The following is a 15,857-nucleotide window of genomic DNA, read 5'->3' as shown; positions in this document are numbered from 1 at the left end:
ACTGCAGGGGGGACCCTGTGGGAGAGTAGGACGCCGCCGAACTATTATTGACGGGAAACCCCCGCACCCTCTGGGTGCGGGGGTTTTCTGCGTTCTGGAGTAATTGCTTGACCCCGGGCACCCCCTTGACCCCGGCACCCCGGGGTCAAGCAATTACTCCGGCCTCACCAATTTCGTGTCGTACGCCAGAATCACCGCCTGCACCCGATCCCTTGCACCCGTCTTCGCGAGGATCCGGCCCACATGCGTCTTCACCGTCGACTCCGCGACGTGCAGCCGCGCCGCGATCTCGGCGTTCGTCCATCCCTGTCCGATGACGGTCAGGATTTCGCGCTCCCGGTCCGTCAGCGCCGCCAGGCGAGGGTCGCTGGACGGGCCGGCGTCCGAGCCCGCCCGCGTCGGCAAGTGATCGGCGTACGCGTCGAGGAGGCGGCGGGTCAGGCTCGGGGCCACCACCGCGTCGCCCGTGGCGACCGCGCGGATGCCGGAGAGCAGCTCCTCCGGCAGGGCGTCCTTGATGAGGAAGCCCGAGGCTCCCGCCCGCAGGCCGGCGTACGCGTACTCATCGAGGTCGAACGTGGTGAGGATCAGCACGCGGGTGCGTTCGCCCGCCGCCACGATGCGGCGCGTGGCCTCGATGCCGTCGAGGCCCGGCATGCGGATGTCCATCAGGGCGACGTCCGGGTGGAGTTCGGCCGACATACGGACCGCCTCGCTGCCGTTGCCGGCCTCTCCCACCACCCTCATGTCGTCCTGGCTCTCCAGGAGCATGCGGAAGCCGAAGCGTTGCATCGGCTGGTCGTCGACGATGAGCACGGTCGTCACTGAGTGGATTCCTTGGGGAGATGGAGTTCGACGTGCCAGCCACCCGGCGGGTGCGGCAGCGGGCCTGCCTCAAGTGTCCCGTCGTACAGGGCCGTTCGCTCGCGCATTCCTGTGAGGCCGCGCCCGGGCGGTCCGGTTCCAGGAGATCCGCCCGCTCCCACACCCGTGTCCGTCACCATCGCCCGCACCCCGTCGTCGCCGTAGGCGACCTCCACGTACGCCGTTGCTTCGGGACCGCCGTGCTTGAGCGTGTTCGTGAGCGCCTCCTGCACCACCCGGTAGACCGTGAGCTGGCGGCCCGCCGGGAGCGAGTCCGGCCGGCCGCGCACCGTGCTGCGCACCGAAAGCCCCGCGGCCCGTACCCCCTCGATGAGTTGGTCCAGGTCGGTGAGCGCGGGCTGGGGAGCGCGCGCGGCGGCCTCAGGGGCCTCCTCGCGCAGGACGTCCAGGAGCCGGCGCAGCTCCGTCAGGGCCTGGCGGCTTGTGGTGCCGATGGCCGTGAGGGCCTGGGCGGCGCGCTCCGGGGACTTGGCGGCGGCGTACGAACCGCCGTCCGCGAGGGTCGTGATGACCGAGAGGTTGTGGCCGATGATGTCGTGCATCTCCCGGGCTATGCGCGTGCGTTCGGCGTTGGTGGCGAGCTGCGCCTGCTGGTCGCGTTCGACTTCGAGTTGCCTGGCGCGTTCGACGAGGGCCTGCGTGTAGTCCTGACGGGAGCGCACCGCGATTCCGGCGAGTGCGACGACAACGAAGGACCAGACCTGAGGGACGATCAACTCGTCCCAGCTGTCCCGCGGGTAGGAGAAGACGCAGACCGTCATGGGCAGAGCGGCCATCGCGGCCGCACGGCCCAGGGTCTTCAAGGGCAGCCGCAGGGCGATGTTGAACACGACGATGAACTGGATCAGCGCGGCCTGCAGCCACGCGCCCGTCCAGTTGCTGACCGCGGTCACCGCCGCCATCACCGCGAGCACCACCAGCGGGTGGCGGCGGCGCCACAGCAGCGGGGCGGAGAGGCACACGCTCATCAGGTAGATCTGTCCCTGAGCCACCTGGGAGTTGGCCGCGGTGCTGCGCCAGCCGCCGGTGGCGTCGGTGAGGGCGGCGATCACGAAGAACGTGGTCACCAGCACGTCCCAGACCAGCGGGCGGCGCCTGTCGAAGGCGCGCACCCGCTGGGAGGAGCGCTGGAGCAGCTGAGTGAGGGGGTGTGGCTCGGTCACGGCCTCATCCTCGTACAGGAGTTGGGCGAGTGCCCGGGAGTTAGCGGCCGCATGGTCAGACGTCGCGCCGCTTGAGCAGGACCGACGCCGCGGCGATGATCACGGCTGCCCAGAGAGCCAGCGTGAGCAGGGCCGCAGCCGGGGCGATGGTGTTCTCCACCCGGGTGATCGAGCCGAGCGAGGTCGCCGCCTGGGCGGGAAAGTGCCGGATGGCGGTGTCCACGGCCGCGAACGGCAGCATCGTCAGGACCTCCGGCAGGATCAGCACGGCGCCGACGAACGCGCCGATGGCGCCGGGCACCGAGCGGAACAGGGCGCCGAGCCCGAGCGCGATGAGGCTCAGCAGGGTGAGGGCCGCGGCGCTGCTCGCGAGGGCGCCGAGGACGCCGGAGTCCGTCAGGGACAGCTCCTTGTCGGAGCCGGAGAGCCAGACCTGGGCGGCGAGGAACGTGACGACGTTGGTGGCGAAACACATCGTGAAGGCGACGGCCGTGAAGATCCCCGCCTTGGACCACAGGACCGGCAGGCGGTTCGGGACGGCGGTGAGGGACGCCCGGATCATGCCTGTCGAGTACTCGCCCGCGGTGACGAGGATGCCGAGGACCGCGAGGCAGATCTGGGAGAGCTGCGTGCCGAAGAGGGTGAAGACGACCGTGTCGATGTCGGCGTCGTCCCCGTCGTAGGTGACGCCCATCGTGATGCCGACGGCCAGGACGAGGGCGCCGGCGGTGAGCAAGGTGATCCAGGTCGAGCGGAGCGTCCACAGCTTGTGCCATTCGGAGCGCAGGACGCCCTTGGTGCTCAGGCGGTACGCCGACGAGGGCCCGGGGGCCGTCCTGGTGGGGGTGAGAGTGCCGGTGCTCATGCTGCGGCTCCTTCCGGCTGCGGGGTGATCGACGGGGTGACGTACTCGACCGAGTCCCGCGTCAGGTCCATGAACGCCTGCTCCAACGAGGCTGTGTGCGGGGTGAGTTCGAAGAGGGGGATGCCGTTCTGCGCCGCCGTGCGGCCGATGTGTTCGCCGTCCGCGCCGCGTACGTCGAGTACGCCCGGCGCGTCACTCGTGATCTGTACGCCGGGTGCGGCGAGCAGCTCGCCGAGCAGGCCCGCCTCGGGGGTGACGACCCTGACGGAGCCGGTGCCCGACTCGCGTACGAACGTCTCGACCGTGGTGTCCGCGAGGAGCCTGCCGCGGCCGATGATGATCAGGTGGTCGGCGGTCAGCGCCATCTCGCTCATGAGGTGGGAGGAGACGAGGACCGTACGGCCCTCCGCGGCGAGGGACTTGAGGAGGTTGCGGATCCACAGGACGCCCTCGGGGTCGAGGCCGTTGACCGGTTCGTCGAGGATGACGACGGCCGGGTCGCCGAGGAGCGCGGCCGCGATGCCGAGGCGCTGGCCCATGCCGAGCGAGAAGCCCTTCACGCGCTTGCGGGCCACCTCGTGGATGCCCACGAGGTCCAGTACCTCCTCGACGCGGCGGCGCGGGATGCCGTGCGTGTGGGCCAGGGCCATCAGGTGGTGGAAGGCGGTGCGGCCGGGATGGACGGACCGGGCCTCGAGCAGTGCGCCCACCGCGTGCAGGGGCGCTGTGTGCGTGACGTACGTCCGGTCACCGATCGTGGAGCGGCCACGGGTCGGGGCGTCCAGGCCGAGGAGCATCCGCATGGTGGTCGACTTGCCCGCGCCGTTGGGGCCGAGGAAGCCGGTGACAGTCCCGGGGTGGACGGTGAAGGAGAGATCCTCCACGACGGTCTTGTCGCCGTAGCGCTTGGTGAGTTCGTATGCCCGAATCATGCTTCTGATGCTGGCGCCCGCGGGGGTGCGGGGCGTCGGACCAGGGGCGGGATGTGGGTGGGTACGGGTAGTACCGGGGTAGGACGGCGACCCTGAGGCTTCGTCGGCGCCTAACCGGGGAGCTCCGCGTGCGGCCAGCGGGTGCGGGCCTGTTCGCGGGAGCGGAGGAGGGCCAGGGTGGGCAGGCCGCGGTCCGCGCCGGTGGACAGGAGCTCCGGGAGCTGGGGGAGCGGGGCCACGGCGGCCACGTCGTCCAGGACCAGCGTCACTGGTGGGTCGAGCCGACCGGCAGATGACCGTTCGGCCATGCGCCGGCCGTGCTCGACCACGCTTGAGGCGAGCGCCGTGAGGAGGGGCATCGCGCCCGGCCCGTTGGGCGATTTGGGGTCCTCGATGGCTTCACCCACCACGAAAAGCGTGCCCCCTTCATCGATGAAGGAATCCAGGGTGAGGGCATCAGTTCGGTTTGGGGTGCACGATTCGCGTACGTTCAGGGTGAAGAGGGCGGACAGGGCGCGTGCCGTCAACTCCTGGGCCATGTCGCGCCGTTCCGGGTGCGCCGTGAGGGCCGCCTCCAGCTCGCCCGCGGCTCCCGAGGACGCCTTCTGGTGTGTGCGCAGGATCCGTACGGCGTCCTGGACGCCGCTTCCCTGGGCCCAGCGGTGTACGTGCTTGACCGGGCGGCCGTCCACCGCTGCCGCGTGGAGGAAGCTGCGCAGGAGGGTCTCCGCGGTGTCGGCGACGGCGCTGTCCAGCTTGGCGCTCGGCCTTATGGCGGCCAGCAGGGCGGTGGCTCGTTCTGCCGCTGTTGCCTTGTCCTCGCAGTGTGTGGTGGGGGACCAGTGCATTCTTGCGGGGGTGTCGCAGAGGTGGCTCGGGTCGTAGACGAGGACTGGGCCGAGCTTCGCTCTGGCGTCTTTTGTTTCTTCCCACAGGGTGGGGTCCGAGGTGAGTACGAGTGCTGCGCCCTCTGCGTCGCGGATTGCCTCTGCTGCGAGGGGTCTGCGGGTTTCCCTGGGGCCCAGTACCAGGGGCGTACGGGGGGTGGGGACCGTCAGTTTCTCTGTGCTCGGCGGTTCGGTGCGGGGTCCATCAGTGGTCCTGACGCCCTGTTCATCGGCGCCCGGCGGTGTGGGCTGTGCCCACCCGTTCCGCCCTGCGGAACGATTGCCCACAGCGGGGGCAGGGGCGGCCTCGACAGGAGCGGCTGCGGGAGCGATGGGGTGGGCGGCCTCGACGGGTGCCGCCTCGGCCGGAGCGTGAGCCTCTGGAGCCGGGGTGAGCCGCGCCTCGCGCCCGGCTCTCCGTACCGCTCGCCACCGCGTGACCGTTCCCATCACGAAGATCGTGAGTACCACAAGGACCATCAGCTGGCCGATGAGCAGGCCCCAGAACAGGCCGTAGCCCGTGAGTTGGGATGCCGGTGTGGCCGGCCACGCGCCCACGAGGTCTTCCGGTTGCTGTACCAGGTGCCGCATCGCCACCGGCGTATTGCCGAAGGTGACGTTCTTCGGCCAGGAGCCGTGCGAGAAGAGGCCCGCCAGGCCCGTCGCCGACCAGACGAGGACCGTCAGGCCGAGCACGAAGGCGAGGCCACCCACCAACAGGCCGTCCGGGATGCCCCGCTCCCGTGACTCGCGGCGCCCGCCTCGGTAGCGGTACTCGGAGGGCTCCGGCTCCCGGTAGGCCATTCCTCACGCCACCCCGGAACGCGACGACGAGGGACCGTTCATCTGCTGCTCCATGTACGCCGCCCGCTCCTCCGCCTCCAGGTCCGCCGCCCGCAGCGCGTCGTCGCCGAGCAGTTGGTCCGCCGACGACTCCGTCATGGCGCGGTCGGTGAAGACCAGGGGGCGTTCGGTCTCCGTGATCAGGTGCTTGACCACCTGGACGTTGCCGTTCACGTCCCACACGGCGATACCGGGCGTGAGGGTGGGGATGATCTCCACCGCCCAGCGGGGCAGGCCGAGGACCCGGCCCGTCGCTCTCGCCTCGTCCGCCTTCTGGGCGTAGATCGTTCGCGTCGATGCCATCTTCAGGATCGCGGCGGCTTCCTTGGCCGCCGCCCCGTCCACCACGTCGCTCAGGTGGTGGACCACCGCCACGAAGCTCAAGCCGAGCCGTCGGCCGAACTTGAGCAGGCGCTGGAAGAGCTGTGCCACGAAGGGGGAGTTGATGATGTGCCACGCCTCCTCCACCAGGAAGATGCGCTTCTTGCGGTCGGGGCGGATCCAGGTGTGTTCGAGCCAGACGCCCACGATCGCCATCAGGATCGGCATCGCGATCGAGTTGCGGTCGATGTGCGAGAGGTCGAAGACGATCAGCGGGGCATCCAGGTCGATGCCGACCGTGGTCGGACCGTCGAACATGCCCCGCAGGTCACCGTCGACCAGACGGTCCAGGACGAGCGCGACGTCCAGACCCCACGCCCGTACGTCGTCTATGGCGACGTTCATGGCCTCGGCCGACTCCGGCTCCGGATGCCTGAGCTGCTCCACGATGTCCGTCAGGACCGGCTGGCGTTCCACGATCGTCTCGTTCACGTACGCGTGGGCGACCTTGAGCGCGAAGCCCGAGCGCTCGTCGAGGCCGTGCCCCATCGCGACCTCGATGATGGTCCTGAGCAGCGCGAGCTGCCCGGTGGTCGTGATCGCCGGGTCAAGGGGGTTGAGGCGGATGCCCATGTCCAGGGCGGCCGTCGGGTCGAGCCGGATGGGGGTTATTCCCAGCTCCTGGGCGATGAGGTTCCATTCGCCAACGCCGTCCTCGCCCTGCGCGTCGAGCACGACGACTTGGCGGTCCTTGAACCTCAACTGCCGCAGGACGTACGTCTTCTCCAGCGCCGACTTGCCGTTGCCCGACTCGCCGAGCACCAGCCAGTGCGGGGCGGGGAGCTGCTGGCCGTACAGCTGGAACGGGTCGTAGATGTATCCCTTGCCGGAGTACACCTCGCGCCCGATGATCACGCCCGAGTCGCCGAGGCCGGGGGCGGCCGTCGGCAGATAGACCGCCTGGGCCTGCCCCGTCGACGTACGCACCGGGAGTCGGGTCGTCTCCACCTTCCCGAACAGGAAGGACGTGAAGGCGTCCGTGAGGATGGTCAGCGGATCCCGCATGGTGACAGCCCTCGCCTCTAGCGTCGGATGCCGGTCGCGAACGGCAACGTGTTGACGAAGGCCCTGTGGTGCTCGCGGTCGCACCACTCCAGCTTCAGATACGACTTCCCGGCCGAGGCCCGGATGGTGCGCTTGTCGCGCGCGAGGGCTTCGGGGGAACGGGACGAGACGGTGATGTAGCCGACGAGATTGACGCCGGCCGCGCCGCTCGCGAGGTCCTCGCCGCGCTGGTCGAGGCGGGAGTTGGACGCGATGTCACGCGGGTCGACCGTGCGGTTCATCTTGGCCTGGCGGCTCGCCTCGGCCTCGTCGTTCGTCTTCTCCGTCAGCATGCGCTCGATGGCGACCTCGGTGGGTTCGAGGTCCATGGTCACCGCGACCGTGCGGATCACGTCCGGGGTGTGGACGAGCAGCGGGGCGAGGAAGTTGACGCCGACGGGGGTCATCGGCCATTCCTTCACCCAGGCCGTGGCGTGGCACCAGGGCGCGCGGGTGGAGGACTCACGGGTCTTGGCCTGGAGGTAGGTGGGCTCCATGGCGTCGAGCTCGGCGGGCCAGGCGTTGCGCTTGGTCATCGCCTGGATGTGGTCGATGGGATGGTCCGGGTCGTACATGGAGTGCACGAGCGAGGAGAGCCGCCCCTGCCCGAGCGGCTGCCGTACGCGGATGTCCGCTTCCTGGAGCCGCGAGCAGATGTCGGTCAGTTCGCGCGCCATGACGACGGCGAGGCCGGCGTCCTTGTCGAGCTTCCTGCCGCCGTGCGGACGGCTGGCGCGTGCCATCGCCTGGGCCTCGGCGGCCAGGTCGCGGGAGTAGTGCATGCAGGCCACGAGATAGGCGCGGTGCTGCTCGCTGCTGGTGGAGACCATCGACTGGAGCTGCTCGTACGACTGCTGGAGCCAGGGCAGTGCCCGGTCGTCGCCTCGTACGCTGACGTCCTTGGCGTGGGCGTCCGGGTCGGCCGGGAGGGTGCGCGCGAGCATCTGAAGGCGCGTCACGAATCCGTCGCCGTTGGCGACGTGCTTGAGCAGCGTCCCGAACCGGTCGACCAGCGCCTCCTGGTCCTCGGAGTCGCGAAGGCCGACGCCAGGACCCTCGATCTCGATGGCGGCGGTGACGGTCCGCCGGTCGGCGTGCAGAAGCACGGCGATCTCGTCAGGACCGAAGGGGGCGGCGAGCCAGCTGATGCGTCCGATGCCCGGCGGCGGGCCGACCTCGATCTCGCGGCCGTCGAGGTGGATGCCCGCCTCGGGGGTGGCCGAGCGGTAGGCGGTGCCGCGCTTCAGGGAGCGCTTGTAGCTGCGGTTGATCTCGAACCACTTGAAGAACGTGCGGCCCTTGTAGGGGACGTAGACCGCGGCGATCGCCAGCATCGGGAAGCCCATGAGCAGCACGATGCGCAGGGAGAGGACAGGGACCAGGAGCCCGCACATCATCCCGACGAAGGCGCCGGCGATGATCAGCGCGATCTCACCGGTCTCCCGGTTCTTGCCGACGATCGCGTTCGGCCGCGCGCGGCCGATCAGATATGTGCGGCGGGGCGCGACCGGCTGGGACACGTGGGACTGGGTGGTCATGAACGCCCTTCACCTCCCGAGCGATTGGTGCCAGTGGAGCTGTTTCCTGAGCCGCGGTTGCGCGCGTGCGGAGTGCTGGTCGCGCTGCCCCGGGGCGGGGGTGCGGCGGAGGGGACAGATCCGCCGCCGTTCGATGAGCCGCCTCCGCCGCTGGGGCGGCTGCTGTGGGCGGCGACGCCGCCGCTCGCGGGGTTGGATGGCCGCGACTGGTTGTTGCCGCCGCCTCCGCCGCCTCCGCCGCCTCCGTTTCCGCGGGAGCTGTGGGTCTTGATGCCCTGGGAGACGAGGGACGCGGGGGACGTGATGACGGCCGCGGCGCGGTTCTCCGCACCCTGGGAGATGCGGTTGTTCCGGGAGCCCGCGATCTCGTCGCCGAAGCCGGGGACGAAGCGGTAGATCATGGCGCTCGCGAAGATGGCGAGCAGGATGATCGAGAGCCCGGAGACGACCGCCGAGAAGGCGTCGGGCCCGTCATCGGCGGACAGCGCTCCGGCGAGGCCGAGCACGATCACGATGATGGGTTTGACCAGGATCACCGCGATCATGATCCCGGCCCAGCGGCGGACGTGCGTCCACAGGTTCTTGTCGACGAGACCCGCGTACACGACGGTGCCGAGCAGGGCGCCCACGTAGAGCAGGGCGGCCCGGATGACGAGCTCGAGCCAGAGGACACCGGCCGCGAGGATCGACACGAGCGAGACGACGATCAGCATGATCGGCCCGCCGCCGATGTCCTCGCCCTTCTTCAGGGCGCTGGAGAACGTCCCGAAGAACGTGTCCGTCTGCCCGCCGGTGGCCTTCGCGATGACGTCCGTGACGCCGTCGGCCGCGGAGACGACCGTGTAGAGGATCAGCGGCGTGAAGGCGGACGCGAGGACCGTCAGCCACAGGAACCCGATGGCCTCGGTGAGCGCGGTGGTGAGGGGAACGCCTCGCACCGCGCGCTTGGCGACCGCGAGGAGCCAGAGCAGCAGGGTCAGGATGGTGGACGCGGCGAAGACGACCGCGTACTGCTTGAGGAAGCTGGGGTTCGTGAAGTCGACCTCGGCGGTCTTCTTCACGGCTTCGGAGAGCTTGTCGACGGTCCAGGAGGCGGCGTCGGCGCAGCCCTTTGCCAGGGAGGAGAGGGGGTCGAGGGTGGAGTCGAGGGGGGACTCGGTGGGGTATTTGCCGCTGCCGCCTTCTCCGCTGCCGCTGTTTTGGCCTTTTTCGCAGTACTCCTTGGCTGGGCCGCGGATGAGATCGCAGGGGTCCTCGTCGGGCTCGGGCGCGGCGAAGGCCTGCGTTGCGCAGAGGACGGCGGCGGTCTGCACCGCGGTTACTGCGGCGGCGAGTGTGAGGGTGCGGCGGCGGTTGCTAGCGGGCATAAGTGAACCCTCCGTACTCCTCCACAGCCTTCGCCATGTCATCCGCTGTCGAAGCCCTTTGGTCGCGTCCGACGGGGACGGGGCCGTCCTTCTGTTTGAAGTCGGCGACCTTCCAGTCGCCGCCGACCCACCGCAGCTCGTACGTGTTCGTGTACCAGCTTTCGGACACGGGGTTCTTGGTGTTCTCTCCGGCAAGACCGAAGAGCGAGGAGTACCAGATGTCCACGGTCGCCACGTTGCCGCTCAGTTTCTTGACCGTGGTGCCCACAGGGATGATGCGCGAGACGAAGGTCGCACCCTTCGGCGCGCTGCCGTCGGGGTTCAGGCCGATGCCGGTCAGGAACTTCTTGCCCGAGTACACCTTGTCCAGAGAAGGCTGACGCTCGGCGGCCGCCTCCGGGGTGTAGACGGTGTTGACGATGTTGTGGCGAAGCCCAGCCTTGAACATGTCCGCAGAGCCCAGCGCCACCGCGTAGTTCGCGGCAGCGGACTGCGCACCCTGCGCGCTCTTCGTGTATCCGGAGGGAATCCCCGACGTCTTGCCGCGCACAGGCTGCTCCCCGGTAGGGGCGGTGGGATCCGCCCCCGCCTTCTCGCCACCCCCGCTTTCCCCTCCGGAGGAACCCCCGTCACCACGGTTCGCGAAGGCGATAGCCGCAATGAGCAGCACCACCACGCCCACCACCGTCACGAGACTCCGTGACGAAGAACGGCTGGATCTGCGCCCTGCGCCATACCCGTCCTGGCCGCCCCCCTCACCTTCGGGAAGCCGCGTCCTGGTCTCGCCAGAGCCGCCGTAGCGGCTGTCGTTTCGCTCGTCGTCGAGACTCATGCCGCGCACGCCCCCTCAACCTCTCGGAGTACCGCCACGTACGACGGTAGCCGTGCTGGTTCCCGCGCGGGCGCGGTGTGGTGACTCGACATCAGGGAGTTGCAACCTCAGCCGGTGGGCACGACGGATGGGTGGGTCGGAGGGGGACAGGGGGAGGGGACAAGGAGGGGGACGTGGGGAGGGAAGGGGGACGGGAACGGGCGGGGACGTAAGTGGTGGCGGGCTAGACCGCCATGCCGTACACGATGGTGAAGACCGTGCCGAGCGATCCGATGATGAAGACGCCGGTCAGGCCCGCGATGATCAGGCCCTTGCCCTGCTCCGCGCTGAAGGTGTCGCGCAGCGCCGTCGCGCCGATGCGCTGCTTCGCCGCGCCCCAGATCGCGATGCCGAGACAGAGGAGGATGGCGATCGCCATCACGACCTCGATCATCACCCGCGCCTCGTTGCCCAGGCTCCCGAAGGGGCCCCAGTCGGGGGCGATCCCGCCGATGATGGTGGTGATGTCGCCCTTTTCGGCTGCCATAAGCATGTGTAACTCACCGCCCCTAGTGGGTTGTTCTGTCACCTCTGCCTACCGCAGTGCAGAGGACAGCTCATTCTCGCCGACAAACGGGCCAGTGCATGTCGACTTGGCGTCATTCGTTGGCTGAAACGTATGGTCACTCTGTGTATCACGCTGAGTGACGCCGGGCAATGACGGCCCGGCGTGCCCTCTGACCAGGTCTCATTCTGACCGTGTCCGGTGACGGCCCCTCACATCATGGGTCATGCAACCCCGTCGAGACTATCGAGGCTGTCGAGCCCATCGAGCCCATCGAGCCCATCGAGTCCGTCCAGGTCGCCAAGGCCGCCGCCCGTCACGACGTACGAGCAGTCGGTGTAGCGGTAGCCGGGCTGCACCTTGCTGCCCTCGGCGTTGTTGCGGACGCTGCCCACGCTGCTCGTGTCGCGCTTGTACAGGAAGTGGTAGTCGCCGGGGGGCAGGTGGAGCGTCTTCTGCGGGTACCCCTTGCCCGCCAGGCAGGCCTTCTTGCCCTGGGCCTTGCTGGTGTACGTCTTGCAGTTGCCGCACGAGGTGAGCTTGAGGCTGCCGGTGGTGGGGCCGGTGTAGAGGACTTCGAGCGGGCCGGGCCCGCCGTTCTCGACGACGTACGTGAGCTTCGCGCCGCCCGGTGACTTCGTCGGCGGCAGGCTGCGGCCCGCCGCCGGGCGGGCGGCGGCGATCTCGGCGGCGATGGCGATGTCCTTGGCGCGGTCGCGCTTGCCGTTGCTCTTGTAGGTCCCGGCGAAGTCGTTGAGCGTCTTGGCCGCCTGGCCGAACTTACCGTCCTTGAACTCGTCCACCCCGCACGCGTACACCCCGGACTCCACCGCGCTCGTGGCGTCGTCGGAGAGTCCGGCGCCCGCGTCGTCGGGGAGGGCCTTGGCGGTGGAGCCGATGCCGCGGAGTTCCTCGGTGGCCTTGCAGGGGTCGGAGCCCTTCAGGTCCGACGAGCGCGCGTCGATGGCGTCGCGGATGGCGGGCTCGACCTTCCCGGCCTGGTCGGAGTCGGGGAACGTCCGCAGGAGCTCGCCGAATTCACCGCCGCCGGAGCCGGCGCTCCCGGCGGCCGTCGTCGGGGTCCCGAGTCCCTGGCTGCCGCATTCGTAGAGGGAGGTGGCGAGGCGGTCGTCGGGCCAGGTGGCGAGGGTGCCGACGCGGTCCTTGCCGAGGGAGTCGGGGAGGGTGCGGAGGTACTTCAGGGGCTGGAGCGCGTCGCAGTACTTGCGCTCGTCGTACGGGGCGGCGACGGACTCGTAGTACGCGGCGAGGCTGTCCGGGACGCGCTCGGCGGCCTTCGATCCCGGGTGGTCGTCGCCCAGGTCGCGGTAGATGGCGAGGGCGGAGCGGTAGTCGTCCTCGGCCGCGTCGAAGGTGCGCCCTTCGGCGGCGGTGACGATGTTGTCGGCCTTGTCGAGCCGGTCGAGCAGCATCTCCTCGACGGCCTCGTCGCGTGCGGCGTCGTACGCGATGACGCCGCCGGCGGGAACGGCGAGCAGGACGAGCCCGAGCCCGACGGCGAGCGGCGCGCGGAGCGGCCAGTTCTGGTGGGTACGGAGGGCGCGGCGGGCCCCGTCGGCCGCAGCGAGGACCAGGAAGGCCACGAACCCGATGAGTACGCCGCCGGGGACGCCGTCGACCTCGGCGGGGAGCGCGATGAAGAGGAGCGCCGCGGTCGCGGCCCAGCAGAGCGCGGCCAGGAACCAGCGCCGCAGGAGTACGTAGCCGAGGCCGAGGCCGGTGAGATTGAGAAGCCCGGCGGAGAGGGCACGCAGGGCGTCGGGTGCGGGTGCGGGTGCGGGCGGGCCCGCGGGTGGGGTGTAGGTGGGCGGGGCTGTGGGGGGTGGCGGTGGCGGAGGGGCTGTGGGAGGTGCTGCGGGAGGTGCTGTGGGAGGCGGTGGCGGTGGCGGTGTCGGGGGCGCCATCGGGGGCGGTGGCCCGAACTCGCCGCCCTGGCCGGGTGGTACCGCATCGCGTGGCGCGCTGCCGTGCTCGTCTCCAGGTTGCATGTTCGGCTCCCCCCAGCCGTCACAACGCAGCGCGTTGATTTGCGCCCAATTCCCCAACGATCGGCGAAAGTTGGACACCCGTCAACCGCCCGCGCAGCGCTCATCCGCAGGGCTCAGCTGCGGCGCACATGCGGGGCCCTCATGCGGGACTCTCAGCTGCGGCGGCCGAGTGCCTTCGCGTGGGAGTGGGACCAGCCGGTCAGGAGTACGCCCGCGGCGAGCGCGACGGCGTAGGCGATCAGGAGGGGTGCCAAGCCGCCGGGCAGCCAGCCCAGGAAGCCGGTGTAATCGTGGTCGATGAGCAGTCGGATGAGGCCTTGCGCGGAGAAACACATCAGGACTGCGCCAAGGATCTGCAGGATGTCGTATTTCACGTTACGAACGTATCAGTGACATTCGCCGATTCCAGCTGACAGCTGCTATCTACCCTGCATTACGTCACACATTCTGCGCTCTATAGTGGGCAGTGTGCGTGACGAAATAAGAGATCGCTGCACGGTCTGCCGTGCCGGAATCAGCGCCGCGGGCAAGCGTGGCCGCCCCGCTCTCTACTGCTCCCGCAGCTGCCAGGCGAGGGCCTACCGGCGGAGGAAGCAGCCACCCGTCCCGGCGCCCGAGAGCCTCGCGCCCACGTCCGACGCCCGGTCGCGCAGACGCCGTCAGATCGCCGAGGCGGTGTGGCGCATCGCCGCCGAGCGGGGCCTGGACGCGGCGAGCATGCGGGAGATCGCGGCGGAGGCGGGGGTGTCGCTCCGCGTCGTCCAATACCACTTCGGCAGCAAGCACCAACTCCTCGTCACCGCCTTGCACATGCTCCACCGCGAGAACGAACGCCTGGCCAGGACCCGCGTCCACTTCGACCCCGCGAACCTGCGCGGGGTACTGAGCGCGATGCTCGACGAGTTCCTGCCCCTGGACGCCCAACGCGCCATGGCCTTGCGGGTGTTCTCCGCGTACTACGCGCGCAGCCTCACCGACCCCGCCATCGCCGCGGTCTTCCTGAGCGACGACCACCCCTTGGAGGAACTCGTCGCCGGTTTCATCACCGCGGCCCAGGAGAGCGGCCAGACGGCCCCCGGCCTGGACGCGGGGCGGGAGGCGGACCTACTGGTGGCGGCAGCGGTCGGCCTGGGCGGCGACGTACTCCACGGCCGCCGCCCCCTGGACGGCGTACGCGCCACGCTGGACTACCACCTGACGAAGCTCTTCGGCCCGGCCTAGGCGGGGCTCGGGCTGTCGGCTTCGATGATCGCTTCGAGTTCGAGCAGAGGGTTCTCGAAGCTGACGTTCTCGGCGATCTGGTGCATCAGGCTTCGGTACTCCGCGCGCCGGCTCACAGCGGTGGTGCCCAGCGTGAGCACCACCAGGCGTTTGCCGTCCGGGTGCGGGAGATGGGCGAAGACCTGGAGGAGCGGGTCCTGCGGGAGGCCGGACTCGGCATTCGGGGTACGCACGAGCTCACTGAACGACGCGGGGCCGCAGGGCAGTTCGAGGTACTCGATGTTCGTATGCCCCTCGGCGCCGACGACGGCGCGGGCGGCGGTGACGGCGGGCGCGGCGGTGGCGATGTCTCGCCAGGACAGGGTGAAGAGGGAGAGCAGGTGCCCGCCGCTGTTCTCTCCGGGGTCGCTGCCGGAGATGTCGTCGCGGTGCAGGCCGATTGAACAGCGAGTGGTACCAGATTCTGCGAGCACAGCCAACAAATGCTGACCCCGCGCGAGTTGGAACAGGAATTGCCGGCGGGCGAGGTCGTCCTTGACGGAGTCAAGGATCGGAGCTAAGGCATTGCGCAACGCTTCGGCCCCGGGCGAGTCGGGAGGATTCAACAGTGCGTGGAACGGAATCGTGGTGAATCCTGCGGGTTCGACGAACCAGATATCAGCTTCGGGGTTGTGAGCGGATTCATCGAGGAGGAACCTGGGCGCGGTCACAGGGACTTCTCTTTTCGCTCGCGCGAATCAGCGAGCGGGGTGTATCCGGCGAGCCGACCGCGTTCCAAGTCCCCAGCTGTGGCGCCCCACTCTGTTGTGAGGGCGTGATCGGCCCCCGCCAGGCGTTGCCTGAGAATCTTGAAGTGGCCCGGTGCTTTTCCGCTCGGTGAAGGTGCGGCGATGAGGCCGATCATCCGAGGGTCACCTGCGAACCAGATCGTCTCGATCCGGGCTTTCAGCTGCGGCTTGGCACGGGGCGCCATCCTGCGGTGCCACCATCCCACTCGGAGGTGGTTGGAGACGACGAGCGGTAGTTGCTGCTGTCGGTTTGCAGGGTTGGAAAACTCGAACCATCCGTACTGATCACCCAGGATGCCGGGGTATATGTCCAGGCCGTTTGAAATGCCTCGAAGCTCTTGCCATGGGTATGTGCGCAGAATGCGAAGTTTACGCATAGCGTTAGGGAAGTACCCGAACGCTTGGACGAAGAGTCGCCAACTGCCGTAGATGGAATAGGCAATAAAGATCCACACCCCCCAGCCCGTCTCGGTGGAAAGCCAGAGTAGTGCGACCCAGACACTGATCCAGCCGATGAGTCCGGCCACGTTCTTGACCATGAGTAGGATCCAGGCCCAT

At 69.2% G+C, this 15,857-nt stretch carries 15 protein-coding genes; 1 reads left to right on the top strand and 14 read right to left on the bottom strand.

The genetic code is table 11. From position 1 onward, the window contains the following. Positions 1-153 precede the first annotated feature (153 nt). From ACZ5WE_RS32550 to ACZ5WE_RS32495, 12 genes are all read right to left on the bottom strand, one after another. Positions 154-825 (bottom strand): response regulator, encoded by a 672-nt coding sequence (locus tag ACZ5WE_RS32550; protein WP_467695055.1) that lies wholly within the window; start codon positions 823-825, stop codon positions 154-156. Then, entirely contained in the window at positions 822-2,048 is a 1,227-nt protein-coding gene (locus ACZ5WE_RS32545) for a sensor histidine kinase (RefSeq protein WP_467695057.1), read from the bottom strand. The genes ACZ5WE_RS32550 and ACZ5WE_RS32545 overlap by 4 nt, the downstream gene beginning before the upstream one ends. 55 nt (positions 2,049-2,103) lie before the next feature. Beyond that, on the bottom strand, positions 2,104-2,913 hold the full coding sequence (locus ACZ5WE_RS32540; RefSeq protein WP_467695059.1) for an ABC transporter permease: 810 nt from the start codon (positions 2,911-2,913) through the stop codon (positions 2,104-2,106). Next, the gene (locus tag ACZ5WE_RS32535) at positions 2,910-3,845 is read right to left on the bottom strand and encodes an ABC transporter ATP-binding protein (RefSeq protein WP_467695061.1); all 936 of its coding nucleotides are present in this window, start codon (positions 3,843-3,845) and stop codon (positions 2,910-2,912) included. The genes ACZ5WE_RS32540 and ACZ5WE_RS32535 overlap by 4 nt, the downstream gene beginning before the upstream one ends. A gap of 110 nt (positions 3,846-3,955) precedes the next feature. Beyond that, positions 3,956-5,536, bottom strand: a complete 1,581-nt coding sequence (locus ACZ5WE_RS32530) for a type IV secretory system conjugative DNA transfer family protein (protein WP_467695063.1) — start codon at positions 5,534-5,536, stop codon at positions 3,956-3,958. A gap of 3 nt (positions 5,537-5,539) precedes the next feature. Next, the gene (locus ACZ5WE_RS32525; RefSeq protein ID WP_249589079.1) at positions 5,540-6,961 is read right to left on the bottom strand and encodes an ATP-binding protein; all 1,422 of its coding nucleotides are present in this window, start codon (positions 6,959-6,961) and stop codon (positions 5,540-5,542) included. A 17-nt stretch (positions 6,962-6,978) separates the two neighbouring features. After that, complete coding sequence (locus tag ACZ5WE_RS32520; RefSeq protein WP_467695065.1) at positions 6,979-8,538, bottom strand: SCO6880 family protein; 1,560 nt, start codon at positions 8,536-8,538, stop codon at positions 6,979-6,981. Next, on the bottom strand, positions 8,535-9,905 hold the full coding sequence (locus ACZ5WE_RS32515) for a hypothetical protein (RefSeq protein ID WP_467695067.1): 1,371 nt from the start codon (positions 9,903-9,905) through the stop codon (positions 8,535-8,537). Before ACZ5WE_RS32515 ends, ACZ5WE_RS32520 begins: the two co-directional genes overlap by 4 nt. Then, positions 9,895-10,737 carry a hypothetical protein gene (locus ACZ5WE_RS32510; RefSeq protein WP_467695069.1) on the bottom strand — a complete coding sequence of 281 codons (843 nt, stop codon included), beginning with the start codon at positions 10,735-10,737 and terminating at the stop codon, positions 9,895-9,897. Before ACZ5WE_RS32510 ends, ACZ5WE_RS32515 begins: the two co-directional genes overlap by 11 nt. Before the next feature lie 223 nt (positions 10,738-10,960). After that, the gene (locus tag ACZ5WE_RS32505) at positions 10,961-11,269 is read right to left on the bottom strand and encodes a hypothetical protein (RefSeq protein WP_160505898.1); all 309 of its coding nucleotides are present in this window, start codon (positions 11,267-11,269) and stop codon (positions 10,961-10,963) included. A gap of 236 nt (positions 11,270-11,505) precedes the next feature. Then, complete coding sequence (locus ACZ5WE_RS32500) at positions 11,506-13,290, bottom strand: hypothetical protein (RefSeq protein WP_467695071.1); 1,785 nt, start codon at positions 13,288-13,290, stop codon at positions 11,506-11,508. 152 nt (positions 13,291-13,442) lie between these two features. Next, on the bottom strand, positions 13,443-13,664 hold the full coding sequence (locus ACZ5WE_RS32495; protein ID WP_467695073.1) for a hypothetical protein: 222 nt from the start codon (positions 13,662-13,664) through the stop codon (positions 13,443-13,445). A gap of 94 nt (positions 13,665-13,758) precedes the next feature. Between ACZ5WE_RS32495 and ACZ5WE_RS32490 the strand changes: the two genes are divergently transcribed. Continuing rightward, on the top strand, positions 13,759-14,511 hold the full coding sequence (locus ACZ5WE_RS32490; RefSeq protein ID WP_467695075.1) for a TetR/AcrR family transcriptional regulator: 753 nt from the start codon (positions 13,759-13,761) through the stop codon (positions 14,509-14,511). Here the strand turns inward: ACZ5WE_RS32490 and ACZ5WE_RS32485 are convergent. Further along, positions 14,508-15,221, bottom strand: a complete 714-nt coding sequence (locus ACZ5WE_RS32485; protein WP_467695080.1) for a hypothetical protein — start codon at positions 15,219-15,221, stop codon at positions 14,508-14,510. The genes ACZ5WE_RS32490 and ACZ5WE_RS32485 overlap by 4 nt on opposite strands. Next, positions 15,218-15,838 carry a hypothetical protein gene (locus ACZ5WE_RS32480; RefSeq protein ID WP_467695082.1) on the bottom strand — a complete coding sequence of 207 codons (621 nt, stop codon included), beginning with the start codon at positions 15,836-15,838 and terminating at the stop codon, positions 15,218-15,220. Before ACZ5WE_RS32480 ends, ACZ5WE_RS32485 begins: the two co-directional genes overlap by 4 nt. Positions 15,839-15,857: the final 19 nt, after the last annotated feature.

The organism is Streptomyces sp. NPDC033180 (genome assembly GCF_055577645.1).
The sequence above is the reverse complement of the archived record's forward strand: the minus strand, read 5'-3'. Positions and strand labels throughout refer to the sequence as shown.